The following is a 24,537-nucleotide window of genomic DNA, read 5'->3' as shown; positions in this document are numbered from 1 at the left end:
ATATTAAGGGGGTCCTGAGATCGGAGACGATGCGGGCTGATGTGCAATCTATTCGATCACAACTAACCAGGCGGCGATCGCCGGTCTGTTTAGCTAGGCGCATGAACCGCTATGTCGGCAATCTGGCGCCGATGCCCGGTGTTTTTCCGGACTATCCGGCACCAGTGATCAGAAATGTCGGCGATGCCAAAGAAATGGCGCTGATGCGCTGGGGCATGCCGCCCCCACCCAAGACGAGCGGGCTACCGGTCACAAACATCCGCAACACGTCGTCGCCGCATTGGCGCGGCTGGCTAAGGCCGGAGAACCGTTGCCTCGTGCCGGCGAACAGTTTCGCCGAGTATGCCCCCGAGCCAGATCCGGAGACAAAGAAGAAGGACGTCGTCTGGTTCGCGATCGAGGAAAGCCGGCCGCTGTTCTGTTTCGCCGGCATCTGGACCGAGTTCAGAGGCGACCGCGGCACGAAGTCGAAGCCGATCCCTGGGCCCCACCTCGTCTACGGCTTCCTGACGACGTCACCCAATGCGGTCGTCCAGCCAATCCCCCAAAGCGATGCCGGTGATCCTGACCAGCGAGGAGGAGCGCGACGTCTGGATGCGCGCTCCCTGGGACGAGGCGAAGGCGCTGCAGCACCCTTTGCCCGACGACGCGCTGAAGATCGTCATGCGTGGCGCAGATAAGGAAGACAAGGTCGCTGCGTAGCCTGTTTTGCACAGGGCGGCGGAACACGTGGAGACCTTGCGGAACGCGCGCATCTGCGCGCCGCGCTCAACACAGCAGGGCTCTTGCACCTGGCCTGTTGCCGTGCCCCGGCCGGACTCTGGCCGCAAGCGGAGGCCCCCTGCAACAATCTGCTCGCCTATGCGCCAGCCCATCTTGGCGCGCGCGAAATCCTGGCCCGCGTTAGGATTGCCAATGGTGAGGTGGATCGGGGCATTGCAGAGCTCACGCAGTTCGTACGCATGCGCAAATCGGATCCTTCCGCCGTGCTTGCTCTGGCGCGCGTCCTGTGCAGCTTGTCGGCCAGTTTGATGAAGCCCTCGCGCTTGCCAGCCACGTCGCGCGTACGCGACCCGACGATGAAACGGCCAAGTCTGTGAAGAAACAACGCTTGAACTGACGCTTCCTGCGGGAATGTTGCAGGAAGAACACATGCCTAATGTGGTTTTGGGGTCCATGCAGTGATCTCGATCGCGCTGCAGCCCATCCACCGTGCTCCTTCATGCGGTCGGCCATGGTCGCCGATTCAGTCACTAGGGTGATGCGTGAGATAAAAGCGATCATTTCTCAACTCGGCCGTGTAGAGGTGACTGTGGATTTGGAAGATCGTAATTTCCTGGCCGCGCGCGCTCGGCAGGCGCTTTCGTTCACGTAGTGCGTCCTCCAGGCGCGACGGAACCTCCTTGTTGCCAACGGTCCAGTCGCTGTGTGTCCAGATGTTGCCGACCACATTTCCGAAATCCGGCAGCTCCTCCTCCCCAGGCCCGGCCGACGGGGGGCGGGCTTCGTATCCTCGCTCGGGGTACGGTGATGGCCCGGACGACGGCCGAGCCCTGGCAGACGACGATGCCCCCTGCGCAGACGACAGTGAGGCTGCGACGCGTGTGCTTGCTGACCAGTAGGGCTCCGTGGCAACTGGATGGGTAAGAACAATGCTAGCGCCTAGCGGATTGGTTGGGGTAACCTCCCTTCTCGTTACCTGCCACTCCGGTGCATAGGGCCGACCGTGGGCGTACACACGTGCCGGCTGCGAGCTCCCCGGCAGGCTGCCGTCTCTGGCCAGTGCGTCCCTCACGGAGACCGGAACGGGTTGGACGCTGTGCTCAAAGCCCAAGGGGAGCCAAGGGCTGAGATCAGGCGCTGACATGCGAGGTTCGGAGCTGTAGTCTGAGAGGGATAGGCCAAGATTATGCGCGGGCGCCCCGCTGTACCGTGTGGGCGCTGCAAGACGGCCGGAGAACGCGTCCGGCTCAGCCCTCGCAGACGACGGTGCTTCGGGGAACAAAGACAGTGTTCGCCTCGGCGGCACGATTTCACCCATCTGCACTGCCGGCGGAGCGCCTTGGCTCAAAGCCCCACCGTACTCTATGGGCGCTGCAGGAGCGCCGTAGGTCGGGTACGGTTCAGCCCTCGCAGACGACGGTGCTTCAGGGAACAAAGACAGTGTTCGCCTCGGCGGCACGATTTCACCCGTCTGCACCAGCGGCGGAGCGCCGGCGCCGGCTGACGGCGCCGCTTCCTCACGCGACGGGAACGCCCGCCGAAGGCCCTTCACTGCGTGAATGATGTCAGGCTCAATACGAGCATATTCATCAGTATCCCTGTCCAGCGTCTCGTCGTGCACTCGGCCATCCATGGGGGCCTTGTCCATTTGATGGAGCCACTGAATGAAGTTGAAAAGAAGTTCTGCGTGCCTGGTGACGAGGTCATGCAATTTCTTCGCGAAGCTCTCAACAAGCCGGGTGTCTTCAGCAAACCCGACGCGGGCGACCGCTCTGTGAGTCACCGGTTGTCCTTCACCGAGCCCCTGCAAGTGTGTCAATGCTGGTCTGACGAACCCCGCGTACCGCGGCGCCACCGACTGTCCCCCACGGGTCCCATTCCGATAGGCCTCACAATCCACATCCAATGCACGAAATCGACCGGCCATTGGTAGGTTGCCGGTGTTGCCAAGCCAGGCACTAAGCCCCCTCAGCGCGTCCGCTAGCCTCCGGCCATAGCTGTGCCTTCTACCAAACGTTGCCTCGGCTTCGTCTTGAAACTGGGAGATAAGCGCTTCGTCTATGTCGAAGGGGGCGGCCGGGTTCCCCGTTCTCATACCAGCGAGTGCCCCGAGCTGTATGATTGCAAATCCAACCAAGTCCCGCTCATTCGGCTGCTCTCTCGCATAGGCCTGCAAATCCGTATTCAGTTCCTCCTCTCCGAGAAACCGACCGGCCAGTGGCCGCCTTCGAGTGTTGCGAAGCCAGGCGCAAAATCTTCTCAGCGGCTCTACCAAGGCTTGGAGCTCAGGAGCTGCCCTGGCTTTGAAGTAGCCAATAACTTTCTCGTCAAGAGAACGCACTTAGCCCCCACTCAATCTTGCTGCACTTAGCAGCAAGGGCCGTGCCAGCGGCGTCCGCCTAAGTTTTGCTTAGAACAAATCGCACGCGGCAGACGCCGACCGGTGTCTCGAATCGGGTAAGCGCTGCAGCACTGTCAGAAACCGGTCAAGGACCAGCGGTCGCTTAGGTCTGGGGTCACGGTCAACCTGCGCCAGAGGCATTGGGTCAACCGAGCCATTGTTTGATGGACTCGAGACAATGACGATGCCCTACACCGATGTAGTGGCAATGCGGACAGCAAATGGACCAAAGGACATGATCGCCGCTTACAAGTCGCGGACGTTCGAGTTCGATGAGATTAAGGCGAAGGCTCATCGGTAAAGGCACGCGACTAGACTAAAACGGGCCGCCTTTTCGCAACGGGATATGAGAAGTCGTCTCGCAGGCACGGTGTCAACCGCGATAGACGTGCGTGTGCCGGCTTGGACGCACTTCCCGGCACATTGCCGCCCCAGGCTGGGAAGTGCGCGAGCAGGGCCGTATTACACACGACGGTCGTGCGTCGCGTTCACTGAAGTCGTGAGTGACGGTTGGTCTGTTGGGCGGTGCTGCGCTTGCTGCCCAAGATTGCGCTGCCGATAAAGGTCGATAGCCGGCACGCTTGGCCAACAGACAGGCGGCTAGGCCTCAAGGCCGCGCTCGGCTGTGTCAGATGCCGAACGGGACCTGAACACCTAGACAGCCCCGCTCCTTCGGCGTGAAAGTTGGCTAGCGAACCGGGCTCCGGCGATTACAACCAAAGAATGCGCAAAGGCGCGCTGAACGCGCTGCGGATTTTTTTGGTCATGGGAGATGATGCCACTCCTATACCTTCAAGATCTTCGCTACAGCCCATCCACCCCATCCTCCTTGAGGTGGTCAGGAATTCACGTGATCTTTAGCCATCTCGAGGGTGATGCAATCCAAGATTCGTGGACCAACGACGCATGCTCGTCGACTTTGATGAAATCGCCCGCACAGCCCTGCAATCCATACTGCATGACGAGATCGATCCCCACGAAATTGCCGCGCGAAACGCATAAGCCTGTAGTCGCCGGGAGGCTGCCACCATAGGCAGCAAGTCGCCCGAGCAATTGCTTGAGATCGGGGCAGCCACCGAGGGAGCAGAGTCACAATCTCTTGTGTAGCTGCGAGCTGGAATGTATCCCCGCCGCCGCAACACGGGGACAGGGCAAAAGTCACGGCGTTGTCACCATTTATCCTCGCCGCTGGTGCTGCCGGGAACGTGTTCCCATTTCACTTCCTTGTAGGTGAACGACCAGTCTTCCATGTTCTGGAAGAAATTGTTCTGCGGATTGATCGTCAGTGGCACATAAGCCTTGCCTTCGATCAAGGTCGCATTCTTCCAGGTCATTTTGAAGAAGTTTTGCGGCTGCGGCATTCCACCTGGATCGGCGCGGTAGAACTCGCATACCACCTCTTCGAGCACCTCGTTGGTGGCCAGCGCCTGCCAGAGCAGCGGCGAGGCGCGATCGAAGAACTTGGTGATGACGACCGGCTGGTGATTGCGAGCGCCCGTGGCGACACCGCTCGTCGCATCGCGCGGAACGATGATGCCGCTGGCGAACGCGACGACGGTGATCTTCGACTGATTGCCGGAGTCGCTCTTGGCGACCTGTCCGATGCTGTCCGGCTTGGACGCATCTTTGGAGATGTCGCCCTGCTTCTTCCCCTTGATAGTCATGTAGGCTTCAAGTGACACTTTTGTCTCCATCGTTTGGCATACGCCGGCACAAACCGGCACGACAGACTCGCAACATCCGTGCCAAAGGTCGTGCGCACAGGGAGCATTGATATTCCAGGTCTTCGGGATATGACGGTCAAATAGCGCTGCGCGGATTGTCGCGCTCCGACACCGTCAAGCAAGGTCACCTGCGCAATTGTGACGGCGAGCCGTCACAGCGACGTCACAGCGGGACAGTACCAACTGACTCCAACCGGCACTCGACATCAAGAAACGCACGGGTGGCAAGGTCGAGCACAGCCTGCCCCGTCACCTGGTAACCCATGCGGTTGTCGACGACCGCATTGCCCCCCACCGCGTAGACGACTACCGTGCGAGAGTCGCGTTGTCCCTGCTCCAGATACTGCGTGGATAGCTGCAGGCGCAATTCTCGTCCGTCGCGAAGCCGGTTCGAGCGAATGCCATCGGCCGTCGGAGGCGGTACGTTGATGGACGCTGTTGGCAGGATGGTCGCTCGCACTGCATTGGCGACCGCTTCCAATAGCGGGTCGATCTCGTGGGTCGCGGGCCGCCAGAGAGTCATAAAGCGTCACGAAGTGAAGACGCAGGCCCGTCGTAGATCTCGATCAAGGCGCCAGATTGCGACTTGATGCGATTGAATAAGTGCGTCTCGGAAGTCACCACTCCCTTCATATCGGGATTGTGCACCGCGCCCACCACCACCGGCCGGTCAATATCTCCGTTCATGTAGCCAACCAGAACCTCAGTTCCAGCGACCAGGGGAAAATGAAGCCCGGTTTCACTCGGGCCCACATAAGCTTCGAGCTTCCGCACGTAGTCGCTGCCTCGTCCTTTCGGCGCCGCTTCGTCGGCGAACGTAAACTGCAGCTTGTAGCGGCCGTGCTCGTCGATCTCGGCCCGCTCGTTCCACGCTTCTCCATCGACCTTGGCGGTGTGGAGGCCGACGCCGAGCGGGACAGGCGTCATAACGACCGGACGGTAAGGCACGTCCGAGCGGATGCAGTGGACCATGTTGTAGTAGGCCCGCCCGTTGTGTGGCAACGCGTGGAATCCAGTCGGCGCCGGCCGGTACGCGGAGTGATCGGCGGCAACAACGAGATATTCGCCGTCGAACCGTGGATGGTCCTGCAGAGCGAAAATGACGCCCGCGCGCAGCTCTGGCGCGTCGCTGTTGGCGATGTACATCGTCTGGCTGGCGCCGATCTGCTCGGCGCGGATCTTGGCCAGCGTGGCTGCTTCTGCTTCGTTAGCAAAATGCCCGCCGAACCGTTCGGTCTTGCCCAAAAAGCCGCTGCCTTGTCCGACTTCTTGATCGACGGATATGACGGGAAGGCACCGTTTCGTTGTAATCGCGCAGTGTGATCGTCTTTGTCGAGAGAAGGCGCCGCTGCCGGAATGACAGAACGGCGCTTTCGTCGAGGCGCCGCGGCATGTTGCGGTCGCGTTGGTGAGAATAGCGGATCGCCGAGTTGGCGCCGAACTTGACCTTTGGGAATGCCAGATTCTGGTCGCCGAAGACGATAGTCTCACCGCTGTCTTCCTGCTTGAAGAAATAGAAAATTCCGTTCCGCTCGCAAAGGCGGGAAATGAAACTGAAATCGCTTTCATTGTATCGCGCGACATAATTTCGCTTCGGATAGCTCTCCAGATTGTATTCGGTGGGAATGCTAATGGTCGCCTTATTCAGCTCCTGCTTGAGGATGGCATCGACGCCCACCGGTTGGCCAGGACCATAAATGCGGCTCGCGATGGAGAGCTCGGTGACGGCAAAGCGCGGGCGCAGAACGAACTGGAGCACACGGAGTTCAGTTACGGGGTCCATTTCCTCGACCTGCGCGCAGAGGCCCGACGTAATCCATTGTCCGGATGCGGTTATGACCGTCAGCTTGGCACGCTCTCCGATCAAGGAGCCGATGTCGGCATCGCTCGATGTCGTGGCGTAAACGAGATAGCTGAACGGCAGGGAAATGCACTCTGTGCCCTCGAACCCTTGCACGTCAAGCTTGACGTCGGGTTGGCTGAGAATGTCAAGGGTAAGGCTGAGATTGCAGTTGTTGGTCACGATATGGTGCCTCCTTGATCGTTTTACGATGGCCGCATGGCTAGCGCTGGCCGCACAACCGGTAAAACCAGGGCGGGCGGCCGAGACGCTGGACGAACTCACCGACTGTCTGGATGCGGTCGCGGCGGTTGAGGGCAAGCCCTGAAGCGATCACCCGCCATTGCGCCGGCGAAATGGTCGGCGGCGGCGGCGGTGTCAGATTCTCCTTGAGCGCCTCGTCGGCCTGCCGCCGCCCATATGGGTGCGTGCCGGTCAAGGCCAGATAGGCTACCACCGCGAGAGAATAGACGTCGTCGGTTTCCGCCGGTGGTCCGCCCATCAGCATCTCTGGCGAAGCATAAGCCGGCGTCAGCAGGCCGATTTGATCGAGCATGGCCTTGTCGCGTAGCGGCGAAACGTCGAGCATCAGCACCGTCCCAAAGTCCAGAATTTTGACTTCCCCCGTCGACGTCATGAAAATGTTTGCCGGTTTGAGATCACCATGGACGATGCCGAGGCGGTGCATGTGGGCGAGTCCCTGCCCTGCCGCGCGGATGACACGAAAGGACACATCGGCTGACAGCGGCCGGCCCTGACGATCGGCCAGGATCTGCGCGAGCGAGCGGCCATTTAGAAGCTCCATGACAAAATAGTGGTACCTTCCGTCGTAATCGCTGTCATATGTTCGCACTAAGTTCCGGTGTACCAGGTCACGAAAAAGGCGCGCCTGGCGGTGCAGCAGCTCGACGACTTCCTGGCGCATGCTCGGACATTGTCGGATGACCTTCACTGCCACTTCGGGATCACCTTCGCGCGCGAAGTGGCCGATCCGATCTATCGCACGATAGACGGTGCTGATGCCGCCCTCGCCGATCACTTCCACGAGGTCGAAACGGCCGCCGAGCACGTATCCCAAGGGTGCGACCGAACATTCCGAAGACGCGCTCACGGTCCCGCACCATCCAAGTGGAAGACAATCGGACTAACATCATCGGTTGCTCCCTGTGCGATAGTGCGAGCCAACACCCCCACAGCTAGACCCTCAATAGGCTCGGCCAGAAATCCATTCAGCTCGTGATGCGACAGTACCTTCTTGATGCCGTCGCTGCACGCCAGGGGCGTGTCGCTGGGCTTGATTGTCCTCACCTGCAGTTTCAGCACCGGCGTCTTGGCCGAACCGACCGCCCGGGTCAGGATGCCGCCGGCCTCCTCGATATCTTCCTCGGCCTCAAGCGTGTGTTTCTTGGTGAGCCGATAGAGTTCACCCCGTCGCCGCGGATTGACACTCGTGTCGCTCAAAAAAATGCAGACGGCGAAATGCTCGCTAATAATGATCGCAGCCAGGGTCGATCCGATGATGACATGGCCCAGCCACGAAGCGACCTCCCGGAATAGGGCTTCATTTACGGAAAAGCACTGCTGCCTCGACGTGACGACGGCGGCATTCGTCACCATGGCACCGGAAATAACGGAAAGAACTTCGACGGCTGCTGTCATAGGTTATCCGGGCATCGGAACGAACGAAGGACACTCAGGCTGAACGGATTGCTCACACTTGCCGCGCGCAGTTCGTAGGTTACGTTGGGCTTGTCAGGCTTGCCGATGGTGATGGTAAAACGATCGGAAGTGCCACGCGAGGAAAGCCGCGATGTATCGACGAGCCGGAACAGTGCCCATGGACCTGAGCGTTCGACCCTCTCCTCGGTTCCATCCGCGGCGGCGAGGGTGACGGAGGTCGTGCTTGCATCCGTTCGAGTCGGCCATTCGAGGTCGTAGGCACGCGGCGCCTCGTGACGATAGATGATTTCCTTGCCGTCGATGACAAACGTCGCGCGCAGCAGGTTGGGGTCGAGAAAGACCGGCTTGATGCTGAACTTCACGGCCGGTGCCGAGCCCGAGCCGTTGAAGAACGCCTTGCGAATTTCCCGCGCGCGCTGAAATTGAGCCAGCGCATCCGCACGGATGGGCGCCGCCGCGCCATCGATGGTCGCCGGCACAAGGCCGGTGCGGCGCTCGATGACCAGCGGCGACAAGTATCTTTGAAAGAAATCGTCGATAACGCCGCCGGGACGGAAGAAGTCGCCGAAATCCTTGAGAGTCACATCCTCACTCGCAGATGCGAACAATGGATAGCGTTGGAAAATGGCGGCCTGGCAGACCGGGACCACTTCGCGCGCCCAAACCGCATCCACATAGTCGTGCGCCTGTTTGAGCAAGACGCTCCATGCCGCGAGCGCGATATCGTTCATGATGGTGCGGAGCGGCTGCGGCCGCAGCGCCGAGTCGGCGCGCAAGGCGCCGAAGGCGTCGTTTTTCGGGTCCTTGACGCGCCGCCGAACGAGCTGAAAGGCGGCCTCGCCTGGATCCGGCGCGGTCGCGATGCTGGCCATCGCTGCGGAGAGGCCGCCGAATAGATCGCGGATGTGGTCCATGCCTGCCAACTGTCCCGACCCCTCGGCTATGGCCAGTTGAGCCAGAGGGCGGAACGCTTCAGTGATCCGTCTTCCCGGCCAAGGTGTGTCGCCGAACTCCGCCGGCAAAACGGCCGTGGCACCGCCAACGGCGGCGAGGGCAGCACGGGCCTTTGCAGCAAGACCCTCTTCGGGCGACGGCAGGTTAGTGTTGTCGTGAACCAAGGAAATGATCTGCTGCAGCGCGCTTTGCGAACCGGCCAGCCCGCGCAGGATCGCTGAGCCGCGCTGCATATCGTCGAACGTGACGACGCGGATGCTGCTCAGGGCATTTGTCCAAATGCGGATATAGTCAGCAACATACCGATCCATGACCTTGAGGGTGACCTGCTGCGTATCCGCCCCGTCGAGCCGGCTACCGGCGAGCGCCCAGTCGGCACTCTGCTCTTCTCGAACGAGGAGCGGCAGGCGCGGCAGCACGAAATTAAGGAACCCCTCGCGCGTGAAGATGCCCGGAATTATCGCGGCAGCGCTTGCATAAGCGCGCTCCTGCTGACCAATTGCGGGGAAGGCAATCGGAGAGGTACCCGTCGGCGCGATCTCAAGCTGGCCGGAGCCCAGCAGGCTGACCAGGTCGATCGGCCGCAGCCGCGTGTTCTGTTCACCTTCAAGTAAGAGACGCGCGTAGACCTGCTCGACGGGGGAGCGCTTGGTCAGCTGCGCCCGCACCGCCATGACAAATTGCTGGTCGACATTGATGGGGTTCGGCAGCAACTCGATGAGGCGCTTAAAATGCTGGTTTAGTTCGGCCGCTGAGGTCGGATCGAGCGCAAACGCGAGCGCGACTTCATTGCGCGCGGACTGCTCGACTTTGCCGCGGTCGAAATGCCCCGGATCGCTCAGCATCAAATACGTGCGGAACACGTCCCTGACCTTGTCCAGCAAAGTGTCGTTGCCGGCGCGCAACAGCCTATCGATGCGGACAGCGAGGCTGCTTGCGAAAACCGGCAGCAGCCGATCGAGCAGAATGTGGTCGTAGGCATGTTGCGCAGCCGGCGCGAGCGCCGGGGTCGCCGAAATGCCGACGCCATCAAGCCAGGCAAGCCAGCTGTCCTCGCCGGTAGCCAGACGCAGCTGGCGCGCGGCATTGAGGGTCGGCAAGACCGTCTTCAGGTCCAACGGTCCGCGTATTTCCTGCAGGCGCGCGTGGGTTGTCTGCGCGGCCATCCTGGTGTCAGCGATGCGCGCCTCGCTGCGGGCCAAAGCGCCGTACCACAGCGTCAATGCGACCACCGCCAGCATAATTGCCGCAACATAGCCGGCGCCGTGCACCAGCGCGAGCTTGCGTTCGAGTTTCAAATTGCGGCCGACCAGACCTTGCTCGGCGAAGATCACGTCGGTCAGCAACCTCTTGATGAAGAACGCCTTCCCCGTCCCGGTTGAGGGCATGCGTGGGGCCGGCTGCAGACCAAAATTCCCCCTGATCGCACGGACCATCCGGTCGATCGGTGTTCCCTCCTGGGTGCAGCTGGTAAAGTAGACCCCGCGCAGCATCGGTAGCACTTCGAAGCGGCTGGATCGGAAGACCTCGCTAACGAAGCCGGCGATTGCGGTCCGGATGCCCCAGAATTCTTTCGGGAACGCATACATGATAGCACGACGGCTGAGATTGCGTTCGTGATGCATACGCAGAGGCAGTTTTGCCTCGAGCTGCTCGGCAAGCTCCTGCATCTGAAGGATCACGACGTCGTCGACGCGATCACCAGTTCCCTCAAGGGGAAAGGTCTTGCCCCAAACCTGGGCACGGTCTTCGTTGTCGAGATTGTCGAAATACTCAGCGAAGCCGGACACCAGATCGCATTTTGTCACCAGAACATAGACCGGAATGCGCATGCCGAAGGTCGTCAGCAGCTCCTGTATCCGCGAACGAATTGACTCGACGTGCCGCCGCTGCCCGTTCTCGTTGGACAGCACGAGATCGGACAGGCTGATCGCAACTAAGATACCGTTGATCGGCCGCCGGCGCCGATGTGTCGCGAGAAGATCAAGAAAGCCGAGCCAAGCCGCACGATCGACCTCGGGGTCCGTATCCTGCGTGGTGTAACGGCTTGCCGTGTCGATCAAGACTGCTTCTTCGGTGAACCACCAGTCACAGTTTCGCGTGCCGCCGAAGCCCGCGACCGGGTCGATGCCAAGCCGCTCGGACAGCGGGAACTGAAGGCCGCAGTTGCGCAGGATCGTCGTCTTGCCGGCGCCGGGCGGGCCAATGATGATGTACCAGGGTAGCTCAAAGAGATAGCTCGGTCCCCGCTTGCCGGCGAACACCGTATCGCGCAGGACCGTCAGCGCGTCCTCGAAGCGCCTACGGATCAGTTCGAGCTCTTCGTGGCGGCGATCGTTGATGGGCGCGATGAGGCCCTCGCCTTCCATCAGCGACTTGATGACGCGCCGATTGGCGCGGCGCGCCAGCCAATAACGGGCAAGGGTGACAAGCACGACCAAAAAAAACAGGCCTGCGATTATGAGCGCGCGAACGGTCACCGAATCGAACGGATGTCGACCGAACAGGTCGACATAAGGGCCGCCGAACCAAATGAGCACGCTAATCGCCACCAAGCCGGCAAGCGTTATGATGCCTCTAACCGAGAAGAGCGCCGCGAATTGAGCTCTGAACACCTGCGCCTCCCTTGATAGCGCCTCTCAGCGCAAATCGAGCAACTGCTCGACAGTCTGTAATTCGGCCGACAGGCGCCAGCGCATGAAGCCATAGCCGATGATCGCCACAAGGGCGGCGGCGAGGAAGACAATCCACAACGGCATGTAGCTACGCATGCCGGCGCGCGCGCTGATGCCGCGCCATTGGCTGGATAGCTCCGCAGGCGGCGGGCTTGTATATTCCCGCAAGAGGCGATGGATGTTTGAACGCAGGTCTTCAAGTCGCTCGCGCCCGCCTTCCACCACGCGATATTTTCCTTCGAAGCCCATCAGCAAACAGAGATTGATGAGCTTGAGCAGCCCGAGATATTTGGCCGGCTCACCTTCGACGCGCTCAAGGATCTGGAAGACCTTCTCGCCGCCCCAGGTCTCGTTATGGAACTGGCTCAGCAGGCTGTTGTCGCTCCAGGCGCTTTCGCCGCCCCAAGGCGTGGTCATCACCGCCTCGTCGACGAGCGCGCACATCACGTAACGGGCGACGCTCACATCGCCGCTACGCGCCTGATATTTGACGGCGCGTTCCTCGAAGCGGCGGATTTGTTCGCAAATTCCGCGGCGCAGCGCGCCTATATCGGCGTTCTCGACGGCTCGAAGCTGCGCGACGAGCAAAAAGAGCGGTGCCGCGGCCGCAACTAACACGTCTTCCGCCGCCTTTGGCTCAAAGAGATTTTGCGCGAGCATTTCGGCATCATGGGCCGCCCGAACTTCGCCGGGGTTAGATGCTGGCGATGGCGCGGAAGGGACCGTGGCGGCGAGCTTCGGCGAAACGCCACCGGAGGATTGCCCGCGTCGGGTCGGACCGATTGGTCTGCGTGCAATGACTGTCGGCTCATCCATGTGTTTCAGCCTTCGTCACCCACGTTTGGCTCGGATGGCCCAAAATTCGAGATGCAGATCCGAGTAGTCGCCGCTGACGTGGAACGCAAAGGCCGCCGCGCGCGGCAGGGTGCGCCACAGCTCCACCGACTGGTCCAGCTCGAAATAGACCGCATTCTGGAGATAGGGCATCTCGCGTGGTGCCACGGGCAGCGCGCGAATGGGAACCCCCGGGAGCTGAAGATTAACGAGATCGCGTATCTGCTCGACCGAACCTATTTTCATTTGCGCCGGAAGCTGGTTGCGCAATGTTTCGGTCGGTACGCTCGCGACAGCGGCGAGAACGAAGCGACAGTCCTGAAACAAGGTGCGATCGACGATGATGGCGATGAGGATGCCGTAACCGCGATCCTGCAACGGGAGCGATATTGCGGCGCTCTGCATTACAACGGACAACAGCTTGCGCAGGACACCTGCCAGCGGCATGAAGCTGTTCTCGAGATCCTCATGCCGATAGGCGGGCATATCTTCCAGTTTACGACGATCGCCGGCAAAGCTCGACAGCCGTCCTGCGAGGCCAAGCAGCGCGCGGAAGAGAGTTTCAGGATGATGCCCGCGTGTCGCTGCGAAATGGTCGAAAATAGCTTCGGCGCCATTCACGATGGACAAGGTGACAAGATCGATCAGTCCCGCGCCGTCTGGCGTCGAGCGCGACGGATCGGCGCGCGCAGCAAGCGCCTCAGCACGCGTCCGCAACAGCGATCTGACCTCGTTCAGCATTGCGATCAGCGGTTGCATCGCGTGGATGTCGATGGCTGGCGGGAGGTAGGTGTCGGACAACGTGATCGCGCCGGCCGAATCGATATCCCGGATGCGGCCAATAGGCAGCGTGATCAGATCGCTCTGCTCTTCGCCGTCGAATAGGACATATGTTTGCAGCGCCGCAACATTAATATCGACGGGAGGCTTCTCCGGCGCGGTCGCATTGCGGACCTGCAAGACCTCCTCACCGTGGCGGCGCGCAGGTGCATCCCCGGAAAAGAGATTGCTGCCGGTGTGCTGGCGTATACCCACGGCTATCTTGACCAATAGGCTCCTCGCCGCCGCCGGAGGGCTTCGTCCGGCCGGCAGGCGAGCATGCTCCGGCAAGCGTAGCGCCGTACCGTCAGGCATAATGGCCTCGAGTTCGGTAAGGGCGACTTGTCCGAGCGCCAGGAGGTCGCGATCAAAGGCAATTTTTCGAACGCCCCAGCCGTGGCCGACCAGACCGACGACGCGGTTCTCGAGCAGTTGTTCGATCCAGCGATCGTATTGTTGCAAGTGGTGCGGCCGCACCAACATGCCTTCCGACCAGATCGGTTTGCTTGTCACAGACACTGCTTCAGTCGCCTTTTGTTTATTCTTAGAAAGATCCAACGGCCCGGCGCTCCGCCAGGACCGCAAAAGACGTGATCAGAACACCTTCCACCAGTTTCGGCTCGCCTCTTCCTCAATGCTGATCGCCTGCGCCGTAAGTTTCACCAAGATCGTGTTGTCGCGGTCGGCCTTGATTTTGGCAGTCGAGCGCCATTGCGCATCATCGCCGCCGCGGAAACCGGCGATCACGCCGATATTTCGCGTCTCGACCGGCGTGTTGCGCTCGAAATCGACTTTCTCGCCAGGCTGCAGCTCGATCTCGCGTTTAGCGACCAGATCAGCGCCGAGACGCTTGGCGTCATCGTCGAACAGCTCGAAGAACTGCGCCTGGACGAAATTGGTCGTCGACTTCAGCTCATAGATACGAACGACAACCGGCGACGGTTCGCCGCGCGCGTTTGGATTGACGAGCTGATCGGCCTGGATCACGAATTTGATTGGCGTCGTTTTCGAGCTCTTATCAGTCGCGCAACTGACCGCTGCGGTAGCCACTAGCAGCGCACCGCTAACCACGGACAACCGGTGAAGCTTGTTCGGTGGGACCATCACTTCGTCTTCTTTGCAGCCTGGCCTGGCACCGAGAGCTGCGACTCGTAGCTTCGGGCAAACTCCTCCGCGATATAGCTGCGCGCGATCTGATCGATGTCATTGACCATCGATGCGTGCAGTTCGACAAACCGGTCCCACAACTTGGCCTTTCTGATGCGGGCGCCGAAAAGCCCGCTATTGGCGCCGTCGCTCTCGATTCGCTGCGGGCTCATGTGCGTTAGCACATTGCCGACTGCGTTTCGCATCGCCGCTATGGCCGCGAGTTCATGCGCCTTGATGTCGTCGAAGCCTTCGCGCACCGCCTGGGAAAGCGGCAGGAATCCATGATGCTTTTCGAGCGCCTCGCGCAGCGCGCCATGACCGCTTTTCATGAACTTGAAAACATTGCTGCCAGCGCGTATCCGCCTCGGGTCGATCTGGAACTCTTTCTTGGCCATAGCCCACGCCGCGAGAATCGAATGTAGGCCCTGGGCCATTTCAGCCAGGGCGCGGCCGAGCTCGGCGAAGACCTCCCGCCGCCGCGCCAGCGGCACGAGGTCCGGATCCAATCCGAGCGCGCTCCAGAACTCCTGCAGTTCGTCCTTGTCGAGCGTCGAGGCCGCGGGCGAAAGCGGCGCCGCGATGGGTGCCGCCTTGTCAAGCTCCGGAGCGCCGATTACCGGCTGCGCATCCCGCCGCCTCAGGATAGCTAACCGAATAAGCTCGCGCTCTCCAGGCGGCGGCGCCGATACGCCGGGAGCGCATAATGACCCGAGATCATTGGCCAGAGCAGGAGCACGCGGCTTACGCGCGAGCTGAAGCGCGGCTCTTGGCGCACCGAGGCTCGGATTCGCTCGCTGCGGTGGCACAGGCGGCGCTCGGCGCGAGGCCGCACCCGGCAACAGATCGCTGAGGTCAAGGTCCTCTGGAATGAGCGGTGCAGGATGGCCATTGGGCGGCCCATCACTGCCATCGTTAAGTGCCAAGGGCGGCCGATGCGATGGCTCGACAAATGGGGGCGCCACCGAGGGCACCGGAATTGATGGCATTTTGCCGAACAGCGCGTGCGAGGACGGCGCTTTCGCGTTGGTCGCGTTCGACAGTCGCGCCGTACGAGGAAAATCTGTTAGCAGATTTGGCTCGGCAGAGACTTCTTCCTTGCCGAGCGCCTCGTCTTCAAGCAGGGGATCGCGCGTTTGTGGTGGAACTGCGGCCTGCGGCCTCTGTTGTGCAGGCGAATAGGAGGACGCCTGGCGTCCCCCAGCCGCCAGCAACGGATCGAGTTGAAGATTCGTATCGCTGCCCAACGGTCCGGCAGTCCTAATGAGTGCATCGGGGAGCTTTTGGGCGAGTGAAGGCGACGACTTGGCTGGCGCTACACGGCCGACGGGCACGGCGTTCGAGCCCGTCAACCCGAGCCGTTGATGTTTCTCGACTGGATCGTTCTCGATCATCACTGAGATGATGTAACTCGCCATGTATAATGTATCGCCATCGGTCAACGGCGCCGCATTGCCGCGTCCCAACGGCGTGTCCACGGTGTTGATGTAGACACCATTGGTGCTGGTGTCGGTGATCGTGAAGCCGATGCCGTTGAATGCGATCAGCGCGTGCCGGGCCGACAGCGTGTTGGTTGGATCTGGAAGCTGCCACTGGCAGCTTTGTCCGCGCCCGAGGGAGCCACCTTCCACTCCGAACGCCTTTTTTGCGTTACGGCCCAAGGCTTCAGCGTTCGCTCCGACGACTCCAAGAATGACGCGCATCCGACACCTTGTTCAGCCTTGCTTACCGGCACGCGTCAGTATCCGAGCCTCGCAAGAGACTTGCGCGCGGCGCCAGTATTGCTGCCCTTTTCGCATCATGTTGGAAGCCCGATCGACCGGCTCTCAAACGCTGTTGTGCAGGAAGAAAGAGCAGGTCTTTTCGTGCGCTCTATCGATGCATTGGAGGTCGTGCTTGGTGTCCCTCTCAGAAACGAGGCACACGGGTTCAAGGAAGCATCGCTCGTCTTGCGTGTCTTCATGTCTTGAAGCCCTCACTCAGTGTCGCCGCATCTCATGATGCTCTTCTTTAGCAACGGTCGTGCCAATGTCATCTCGCTATTTAAGCTACTGATTAGGGCTTGAAGAATTGCGGCTTGGCAAATGACGGCTGGTGTTTCGAACGTGACGAAGATCGTGCGGCCGTCAGACATTGGACAAGCGTCAACCCGGTCTGATCCGGATGTGACGTCTAGTCGCCTCATCCCAAAGGTGTTGTTCATCCTTGCTGAGCCCGTTAACCGCCACTTCGGCCACCGCTGGATGCCGGCCGGCGGCGATTTTTGGTTTCGACCCTTCAACGCGTCAAAGAACGCCTGCTAAAGCATGATCCGGAAAAGTGGATACCGGTTTTCCGAAAAAGATCATGCTCAAAGAAAGATCTAAAGCGAGATGGTGATTCGGAGGAAAGTCATCACGCTCGAGATCGAGCAACTCGCGGCTTCAATCCATCGAACCTGACGCGTGAACCGTCGATGGCAATCACAACAAGACTGAGCTTTTTGTCCCCTTGGGCGGGTCGATCAATGTCGTCCAGCCCAATTCTCCTTCGCCCAGAGCCCATTCCGGCGTCTGACCGGGCGCCAGCTCTAGCTTGAGATCCCAGGCCAGGGGTTCGCGCAAGATGACATTGATAAGACGGCAAAGGATGGCGTGGGCCTCGCGGCCGGGCAGCAGCGACCGAAACTGCCGTTGATTGAGCGGCCCAAGGCAGAGGCGGAATTTGCCCACCACGTCCGGCATGGTTTCACCAGCAAGGGTGTCAACGCCAAGCTCTAGACCAGGGCGGCCTAGCCGCCACTGCGCCTCCGGCGGAATGTCGATCTCGCGCCAAATGAATTCCTCGATCCGGACCGAAAGATCCAGATGGCTGGCAATCACGCTGGCCATGAGCCGCGCCGACCGGCTGCACAATGCAAGGACACCGGCATGAGGCAGCAGCCGCGCCCGCCATTCGCGTTCGTCGGCAGTACTTTCCCTGGGCATGAGCCCAAAGAGCGCACCAACGAGCACCGAGATCGCGTCGGTTGCCCCCTTCTCGAACCGCAAATGGTGGCGATAGTACCGCCAAATCTGCAGCAGCAAGCTGATCAGACGGTGATTGAAAAAATCGAAAAAATCGGCGAGCGGTGCTGTGCCGTCGACGTGCATCACACGTTCGGTGTAGAAGGGCGGCAGCGGCGACGAGGGGCCGTGCAGCCCCAAAAAATTGACGTACACCTCTAGCCGCTCGCCGGCTGCCTTGACCTGTCTGACTTCCGCGATCTCCTCGGCCGGAAAGCCGAGCGTCGCCGCCGCGCGAAAGCGAACCGCCTCACGCTCGGGATTGTCAGTGGATCCGATTGGAGGAGCGTCGCTGAAGCGACCTTCGAGGAGCGCGGCGAGCGAGAAGAAGCCGTAGGTTGCGAGCTCCTTGAGATCATGAGGCGCGGTCAGAACGGCGTGATCGATCCGGTTCTCGCTGGCCATGTATAATGCGCGTTGCTTTCCGTGCCGCGGACCGAAAACCGGTGCAGCATATTGATGCCGGCGAAGGTCCCGAAGAAAGCGTCGAGCACGGCCCCCAGCAGGAACAATTCGCCCTCACCGCCGATCTTGCTGTCGACCATGGCCAATTCGATGTTGCGCATCCGGATCGGCGCACCGCGTATCACGTGATCGGTGTCGGTGGTTGCGAACTGGTTGAGGCCTTCGAGCAACAACTCCAGGCGGCGGCGCGCCTGAATGTCATAAACCGCACGGAAATCGTAGCTGGCCAACACCGTGCGCAGCGTGTCAACATTGCCGATACCGCCGTAATTGCGTGCCAGATTGGCCGTCAGTCTCCGCAACAGGCCGTCATTGACCGGTGGCGGCACCTCTGCGACCACCGCCGTGATGTTGGAGAAGGTGACCGAACGAGGCGTGTCGGAGGTCGGAAGATCGACTGCACCAACCGGCAGCCGGTCGGCGATAGGTCCATTGGAACAGGTCAGTTGCAACGAGGCGACCTCGATCGGCGGATGTTGGCTGATGTCGAGCCGATCGACGAAGCTTACATAGTGATCGACGCCCCGGCCGACCACTGCGGGGCGGATACGCTGGCGAAAGTAAGTGCGATTGCGCTCAGCGCCGGGTAGATCGTGGCGCAACAGCTCGAATGGCTCAACGTCGATGCGTTCGGGGCGCCCTTGCACATGCCCGGTCACGCGATCGACGGAACGGACGCTGAAGTTCGGCCCTCCGGAGGCAAGGACGCGGTATTCCGTCTTCGCCCGCTCTAGACGGATCGGCGACGCCCCGTGGCTGAACACATTGATCGCTGGCGTGCAGTTCAAGCGAATCTGGCCCTGGCCCAAGCGCAATTGCGGCGGGAACGGACGCTGAAACTCGAGGCTGAGCCTGCACTGTGTCTCCGCGTGGGCCCCGACTGGCTTAAGACCGGACAGTTCGACGTAGAGAAATTTCGACGGATAACTCAGATATTCCTGAATGATTCGGAATCCTGAGAAGTCATTGCGTGGCCAGGGCAAAACGGCCTCGTCATCGCCAAACCCGATTGGCGCGATCTGTGCTGAACCGATAGCGGCGATGCGTCGATCCGCTACGCTAACAGTTGCCTGCGTGACGTGACGGCACAACCAGGTCAATAGGCAGCGCCCCACTTGCGGCTCTCGCTCCGTCGAGAAGAAAAGGCGAAGCCGGCCATTCTGAAGGCATGACAGGTTTTGTTGACCGGTCGCTTTGATACCCAAGGTCAGGCGGGCCGAAGTCGTCCGGTTCTCGAGCTGGACGTCGTTGATCTCCAGTGGCAGCACGTCAATTGGGTAGCAGGTGACGAAAGTGCAGTTCGTTCCCTCAATCGGGCGTGAGCGGACGCTCGTGCCCGCCGGCACGTTCAGGCTCGCGGCGCTCGCCGATGGCCTCAACGCAAAGGCCAGCGTCGTGATCGGCGGCAGGGCTTGAAGATATTGCGGCCATACCATCCGCAACAGGTCATGGACGAACTCTGGGAATTCATCGTCGAGCTTCTGGCGCAGCCGCGCGACAAGGAAGGCGAAGCCTTCCAACAGCCGCTCCACGTCGGGATCAGTGGCGTCACGCCCGAGAAAGGGCGCAAGCTTCGGATTGGCTTGGGCAAAGTCGCGGCCGAGCTCGCGTAAATAGGACAGCTCATCCTCGTAATGGGGGTTAAGGGCCATCGATTCAGCCCCTCACGCGGACGCGCTTGTCGTCGCCCAAGATGGTATCGAACGAGACACGTTCCACCTGGTCAGGATAATTCAGCATCGCGTTGATGTGGAATATCAGCTGCAGCGGGTTGTTGGGATCGGCATGAAAGCGGATTGAAATATTCTTGAGGCGCGGCTCGAACATCTCGATCTGCTGCTTGAGCGAATGTGCGACCGCGCGCACCGCCTCGGCACCCTGCCCGATCGCATCGTTGAGATCTGGCATACCGAAGTCAGGCCGTACCTCGCAGCAGCCCTGGCGGGAGTTCAGGATCCGGCGCAGATTTTCCAGGACACTGGCCTGGATACTGTCGAACGAACCCTGCTTCTGCAATTTGACCACGGGCGCTGTTGCTGCTTCCAAGCGTTCAAGAAGGCTACGGTCGAACATCGCCTGCCCACCTCTCTATTGCTTGTCGAGCTTACCCTTTAGCGTCAAGGCAAAATCCGCGCCCATGTACTTCAAGTGTGGAACGACAGCTATGCCGACGCTGTACCAGCCCGGTTCACCTTCCACGTCCTCAACTGTGATTTCCGCCTTCCGCAAGGGCCGCCGCGAACGTACTTCTGCTGACGGATTCTCCTGATCAGCGACATACTGGCGGATCCAGTCGTTGAGCTCGCTCTGCAGCTCTTCCTTGCTCTTCCACGAGCCGATGTTCTCGCGTTGCAGCACTTTGATATAGTGCGCGAAACGGTTGATGATGAACATGTACGGCAACTGGGTGCCGAGCTTGTAGTTCAGCTCGGCTGTCTTGCCTTCCTGGGTGTTGCCGAAATACTTCGGCTTCTGCACAGAATTGGCCGAGAAGAAGGCGGCGTTGTCCGAGCCCTTGCGCATGGTCAGCGCCATGAAGCCCTGTTCGGCGAGTTCGAATTCGCGCCGGTCCGAGATGAGGACCTCCGTCGGGACCTTGAACTGCAACTGTCCCATCGACTCGTAGACATGCAGATTGAGGTCCTCCACCGCCCCGCCCGACTGCGGGCCGATGATGTTCGGGCACCAGCGATACTTGGCGAAGCTTTCGGTCAGGCGCGTTGCGAAGGCAAAAATGGCGTTGCCCCATAAATAGTTGTCCGTTTCGCTATCCGACGCTTCCCGGTAGTTGAAACTCTTTACTGGAACCGTATCCGGCCCATAGGGCAAGCGCAGCAGGAAACGCGGTAGCGTCAGGCCGAAATAGCGTGCGTCCTCACTTTCGCGGAACGATTTCCACTTGGCGTATTTTGGCCCCTCAAAGATTGATTGCAGGTCCCGGAGATTTGCGATCTCCTCATGATATTCGACCCCGAACATGTCCGGCCTCGCGGAGGCAATGACCGGCGCATGCGCCATAGCGCCTACCGCGCTCATGTAGCGCATGAGCTTAACGTCTTGGCTGCCGGTGCTAAACTCATAATTCGCTACCATGGCCGCCACGGGCTCGCCGCCGAACTGGCCGAACTCGGCGGTGTAGACGTGCTTGTACAGGCCGGACTTGACGATTTCCGGGCTATCCTCAAAATCGGTGAGCAGCTCATCCTTGCTGACGCTGAGAATTTCTATTCTAATGTTCTGACGGAAATCGGTGCGATCGACCAAGAACTTAAGCCCGCGCCAGGCCGACTCGAGCTTTTGAAACTCGTCGGTGTGCAGCACCGCGTCGAGCTGTTCTGAGATCTTGCGATCGATCTCCGCGATCATCCGATCGACAAGCGCATTGTCGACCTTCTCCTCGGCCCGCCCCGGTTTGGTGAGCTCGGCGAGGAACGCCGCGACACCCCGGCGGGCGACGTCGTAACCCTCGTCGCGCGGGGTGATCTTGGTTTCGACGAGAACCAGATCCAGCAGCGAAAGGTCAGTTGTCGGTGGGATGACTTCGGCCACTTGCTGCACGCTTGTATCGGTCATAGCGCCTTCGCTCCTTGAACGCTTATCGATCCGCTTACTCGCCCTTGACGGTGAGCTCGCTCAGGAGGCGCGGCCGCGCGCCGTCGTCTTCGAGCAGGTTCTGGATGGCTTTACGGAAGCTTGGCACGTTGCCAAGCGGACTCTTAAGTGCGATGAGAGCCGCGCGCAATTCGGTCAACGCGCGCAGTTCCGAGATTTGTTGTGCAACACGCTCGGGCTCGAAGTCCTTCAGGCTCTCAAACTTGAGGGATATGGACAGCTTGCCGGCCTCGGCCGAATCGTCGAGCTTGTTGTCAGCGGACATATCGAGGCTCAGTTCCTTACCTTTGACCACCTCGTCAAAATTGTCCTTGTTGATGCTGACGAGCTCCCGATCCTCAACCGGGCGGTCATCGGCCCGTCCGGTGAAGTCGCCCAAAACCAACAGCTTGAGCGGGAGCTCGACATCCTCCTTGAGGTTGCCGGTTGCGGGCTTGAAGCGGATATTGATGCGCTCCTTCGGAGCGACCGAGCTTTCCTTTGCCATATGAGCTCCCGTTACGACCTTGACTTTGGCGAAATCAGTGGCGAGCGAGCCGGCTCGCACGTGCGATGTCGATGCGTGCGACCCGTGTTCTAATCTGCTCCAGCGCGAGACGACGGCGAGGCTCGTCGATCATCTGTTGCGAGTCGGAATGGGTCATCGCGCGGAAGCGCAGTTCGGCAATTTCGAGCGCAAGCGCGGGCTCCCAGCTTTCCAGTTCGCGCTCGGCGACAACCCCTTCCATGTGCTCCAGCAGCGCCGCGGCGGTCGCAACAAAGCCGGTCTCGATGCAGAAACGTGCTTGCGCAAGCTGGCCGACGAAACGCGCACGTTCGCCGGTCGTGCCATCCAGCGCACGGGACAGCTTCTCGAGTGCGGCCTGCGGCTGCCCGCCGCCGATCAGCTTGTATGCCTCGGCGACTGCCTCCTCCACAGGATCACGGCCGATCGACCCATCTTTCGCACCCACGGCGGCCCAAGCACGCGTTTCATCGTCCGCGAACGGCCGGCCGTCGTTGAAATGAAGCTCCAGGATTTGCGGATAGCGTGTGACCAGCATGGCGACCGCAGCGCGCACGACCGCGGCTGCCGGCTCAAATGACGGCCCCATTTGCGCCAGCGCCTTGGCGGCATGGCGGTGAGCGTCGAACCAGAACGGTCCGGTCCAAGCGATCTCTTCGACCAAATTCACGACATCGGCGTGCTGACCGGCTGCAACCATTGCTTCTAACGCAGCGATGCTATCCGGCGGAAACACGTCGGTGCGGCCTGCCGTATCGGGCGGCAGCGCGTCAAAGCGCATCCACGAGCCGACTCGATTGAGCAGATAGACCTTTGGGTCTGCGCCAGATGTGATGCGCAGGGCGGCGGCGGCCTGCCGCAGCATATCGGGTAAGCGTTCCGCCAAGCCGGCCCAGTCGCCATCGGCGGCAGACAGTACCGTTGGACCCATCACCGCCGGATGAGGCTGGTCAATCGGCGGAGCGAACTCTGCCGGCGCGGCCGCGGCCTGCTCAGCAGCACGGGCCGCGTCACCCGCGGCTTCAGCCTCAGCGGCGCTCGCGCGCTTGGCTTCTTCGTAGTGCGATCTCAGCGCCCTAGCTAACTCGCCCAAAGCGACCTGTTCACTGATCAGCTTCTCGCCGAACTGCCGATCGAGATCATCAAGCGCATCATAGGCGGCAAGTACCGCCGGATAATCGGCCTCAGTCGGTGGATTGTCAGCCACTACCGGTCCAACGCGACCGACGAGCCAATCGACTGCTCCGACCCGCGCACGTTCCCGCTTGACCGGCGGAAAGAGCCCTTCCCAATGCGCGTCCACCATACCGCGCAAGATGCCTAAACCGACGGCAAGGCCCTGATATCCCTCGGTGCGAAACAGACCATAGGTCGCCCAACAGGCAACCAGAATGTCTTTTGACTGGTTCGCCAGGATATTGAGCGACAGCTTACTGACTTTCCGCCAATCAACCGCAGCTGGTCCGCCAGCATCCATGCGCCGCACCTCGGCTTCGAGCTGCTCGAATTCGGCCGCATCACGGACACTGGTGCCGGCGGGCACAGCGCCGGGCACAGGCGCAGCGCCGTAGAGCGCGCGCGCATCGGTGTCCGCACGAACCGCGAACCCGTGGTCGATCACGGCCACGAAATCGTGCGCGGACGCGCATTGAGACGGATAGCGGCGTTTGGGCAGTCGAATTCGCACCCGCCGCATAAAGTGAACTGAGAAGCGATAATCTTGCAAGCCATCAGTGCGACTCCTTGAGCAGGCGATGCTGCACGACATCTCCCTATCAAGGCTCGTGCCAATTGCGAGGGCCTGATTTGTAAAGGCTATCTGCTAAAGCAGACGTGTCGCGCCCCGACACTATGTTGCAGATCCGACGGTCGGTGTCAGAACACGTTAGCGATTTTTTTTATCACCTCAGTTGTCGGCCAGGTGGAGCATTAGGATAAGCCGCGCTACGCGTCTCGCACCTTGCGGAGCTTCGCTAATTTGTCGTTGGCCATTTTTTCCTATATGGCTTGAGCCATTACGGCCACATCCACCGCGTAGTTTACGTAAGGTGATTTAGAAGCGAAAACGACCAGTCCACAAGTGTCCGGCAGAGCCGCATCGCAGGATACTAGCAA

General features: G+C 60.6%; 18 protein-coding genes and 1 pseudogene. 1 reads left to right on the top strand and 18 read right to left on the bottom strand.

Features of this window, described 5'->3' with window-relative positions:
* Positions 1-46 precede the first annotated feature (46 nt).
* Positions 47-702 (top strand): annotated as a pseudogene (locus ACVJGD_RS40270) (SOS response-associated peptidase).
* A gap of 544 nt (positions 703-1,246) precedes the next feature.
* On the opposite strand, the gene ACVJGD_RS40265 reads toward ACVJGD_RS40270, so the two are convergent.
* From ACVJGD_RS40265 to tssA, 18 genes are all read right to left on the bottom strand, one after another.
* A complete protein-coding gene (locus ACVJGD_RS40265; RefSeq protein ID WP_456639331.1) occupies positions 1,247-1,450 on the bottom strand; it encodes a hypothetical protein in 204 nt (67 codons plus the stop codon).
* 2,843 nt (positions 1,451-4,293) lie between these two features.
* Complete coding sequence (locus ACVJGD_RS40260) at positions 4,294-4,806, bottom strand: Hcp family type VI secretion system effector (protein WP_456639330.1); 513 nt, start codon at positions 4,804-4,806, stop codon at positions 4,294-4,296.
* A gap of 205 nt (positions 4,807-5,011) precedes the next feature.
* Positions 5,012-5,329: a hypothetical protein gene (locus ACVJGD_RS40255; RefSeq protein WP_456639329.1), complete on the bottom strand. Its 318-nt coding sequence runs from the start codon at positions 5,327-5,329 to the stop codon at positions 5,012-5,014.
* Positions 5,330-5,367: 38 nt separating this feature from the next.
* A complete protein-coding gene (locus ACVJGD_RS40250) occupies positions 5,368-6,093 on the bottom strand; it encodes a contractile injection system protein, VgrG/Pvc8 family (RefSeq protein WP_456639328.1) in 726 nt (241 codons plus the stop codon).
* Positions 6,056-6,871 (bottom strand): contractile injection system protein, VgrG/Pvc8 family, encoded by an 816-nt coding sequence (locus ACVJGD_RS40245; protein ID WP_456639327.1) that lies wholly within the window; start codon positions 6,869-6,871, stop codon positions 6,056-6,058. The genes ACVJGD_RS40250 and ACVJGD_RS40245 overlap by 38 nt, the downstream gene beginning before the upstream one ends.
* Positions 6,872-6,911: 40 nt before the next feature.
* Positions 6,912-7,757 carry a serine/threonine-protein kinase gene (locus tag ACVJGD_RS40240; protein ID WP_456640536.1) on the bottom strand — a complete coding sequence of 282 codons (846 nt, stop codon included), beginning with the start codon at positions 7,755-7,757 and terminating at the stop codon, positions 6,912-6,914.
* Positions 7,758-7,795: 38 nt separating this feature from the next.
* Positions 7,796-8,347: a PP2C family protein-serine/threonine phosphatase gene (locus tag ACVJGD_RS40235; RefSeq protein ID WP_456639326.1), complete on the bottom strand. Its 552-nt coding sequence runs from the start codon at positions 8,345-8,347 to the stop codon at positions 7,796-7,798.
* Positions 8,344-11,937 (bottom strand): type VI secretion system membrane subunit TssM, encoded by a 3,594-nt coding sequence (tssM, locus tag ACVJGD_RS40230; RefSeq protein ID WP_456639325.1) that lies wholly within the window; start codon positions 11,935-11,937, stop codon positions 8,344-8,346. Before tssM ends, ACVJGD_RS40235 begins: the two co-directional genes overlap by 4 nt.
* A gap of 24 nt (positions 11,938-11,961) precedes the next feature.
* Positions 11,962-12,657 (bottom strand): type IVB secretion system protein IcmH/DotU, encoded by a 696-nt coding sequence (gene icmH, locus ACVJGD_RS40225; RefSeq protein ID WP_456639324.1) that lies wholly within the window; start codon positions 12,655-12,657, stop codon positions 11,962-11,964.
* Between the two features lie 171 nt (positions 12,658-12,828).
* A complete protein-coding gene (gene tssK, locus ACVJGD_RS40220; RefSeq protein ID WP_456639323.1) occupies positions 12,829-14,208 on the bottom strand; it encodes a type VI secretion system baseplate subunit TssK in 1,380 nt (459 codons plus the stop codon).
* Between the two features lie 36 nt (positions 14,209-14,244).
* Complete coding sequence (gene tssJ, locus ACVJGD_RS40215; RefSeq protein WP_456639322.1) at positions 14,245-14,700, bottom strand: type VI secretion system lipoprotein TssJ; 456 nt, start codon at positions 14,698-14,700, stop codon at positions 14,245-14,247.
* Positions 14,701-14,753: 53 nt separating this feature from the next.
* The gene (tagH, locus tag ACVJGD_RS40210; protein WP_456639321.1) at positions 14,754-16,427 is read right to left on the bottom strand and encodes a type VI secretion system-associated FHA domain protein TagH; all 1,674 of its coding nucleotides are present in this window, start codon (positions 16,425-16,427) and stop codon (positions 14,754-14,756) included.
* Between the two features lie 831 nt (positions 16,428-17,258).
* Positions 17,259-18,245 (bottom strand): type VI secretion system baseplate subunit TssG, encoded by a 987-nt coding sequence (tssG, locus tag ACVJGD_RS40205; RefSeq protein ID WP_456639320.1) that lies wholly within the window; start codon positions 18,243-18,245, stop codon positions 17,259-17,261.
* Positions 18,209-19,957, bottom strand: coding sequence for a type VI secretion system baseplate subunit TssF (tssF, locus tag ACVJGD_RS40200; protein WP_456639319.1), 1,749 nt, complete (start codon positions 19,955-19,957; stop codon positions 18,209-18,211). The genes tssG and tssF overlap by 37 nt, the downstream gene beginning before the upstream one ends.
* Before the next feature lie 4 nt (positions 19,958-19,961).
* Positions 19,962-20,378: a type VI secretion system baseplate subunit TssE gene (gene tssE / locus ACVJGD_RS40195; RefSeq protein ID WP_456639318.1), complete on the bottom strand. Its 417-nt coding sequence runs from the start codon at positions 20,376-20,378 to the stop codon at positions 19,962-19,964.
* A 15-nt stretch (positions 20,379-20,393) separates the two neighbouring features.
* Positions 20,394-21,878 carry a type VI secretion system contractile sheath large subunit gene (gene tssC / locus ACVJGD_RS40190; protein ID WP_456639317.1) on the bottom strand — a complete coding sequence of 495 codons (1,485 nt, stop codon included), beginning with the start codon at positions 21,876-21,878 and terminating at the stop codon, positions 20,394-20,396.
* 34 nt (positions 21,879-21,912) lie between these two features.
* Positions 21,913-22,404, bottom strand: a complete 492-nt coding sequence (gene tssB, locus ACVJGD_RS40185; RefSeq protein ID WP_456639316.1) for a type VI secretion system contractile sheath small subunit — start codon at positions 22,402-22,404, stop codon at positions 21,913-21,915.
* Positions 22,405-22,438: 34 nt separating this feature from the next.
* A complete protein-coding gene (tssA, locus tag ACVJGD_RS40180; protein WP_456639315.1) occupies positions 22,439-24,148 on the bottom strand; it encodes a type VI secretion system protein TssA in 1,710 nt (569 codons plus the stop codon).
* Positions 24,149-24,537: the final 389 nt, after the last annotated feature.

It is taken from the genome of Bradyrhizobium sp. USDA 10063, assembly GCF_054063735.1.
The sequence above is the reverse complement of the archived record's forward strand: the minus strand, read 5'-3'. Positions and strand labels throughout refer to the sequence as shown.

Coding starts and splice junctions, on each gene's coding strand:
- ACVJGD_RS40235 (WP_456639326.1), bottom strand. CDS start 8,347: ATGACAGCAGCCGTCGAAGTTCTTTCCGTTATTTCCGGTGCCATGGTG.
- icmH (WP_456639324.1), bottom strand. CDS start 12,657: ATGCTCGCGCAAAATCTCTTTGAGCCAAAGGCGGCGGAAGACGTGTTA.
- tssG (WP_456639320.1), bottom strand. CDS start 18,245: ATGGCCAGCGAGAACCGGATCGATCACGCCGTTCTGACCGCGCCTCAT.
- tssF (WP_456639319.1), bottom strand. CDS start 19,957: ATGGCCCTTAACCCCCATTACGAGGATGAGCTGTCCTATTTACGCGAG.
- tssE (WP_456639318.1), bottom strand. CDS start 20,378: ATGTTCGACCGTAGCCTTCTTGAACGCTTGGAAGCAGCAACAGCGCCC.
- tssC (WP_456639317.1), bottom strand. CDS start 21,878: ATGACCGATACAAGCGTGCAGCAAGTGGCCGAAGTCATCCCACCGACA.
- tssB (WP_456639316.1), bottom strand. CDS start 22,404: ATGGCAAAGGAAAGCTCGGTCGCTCCGAAGGAGCGCATCAATATCCGC.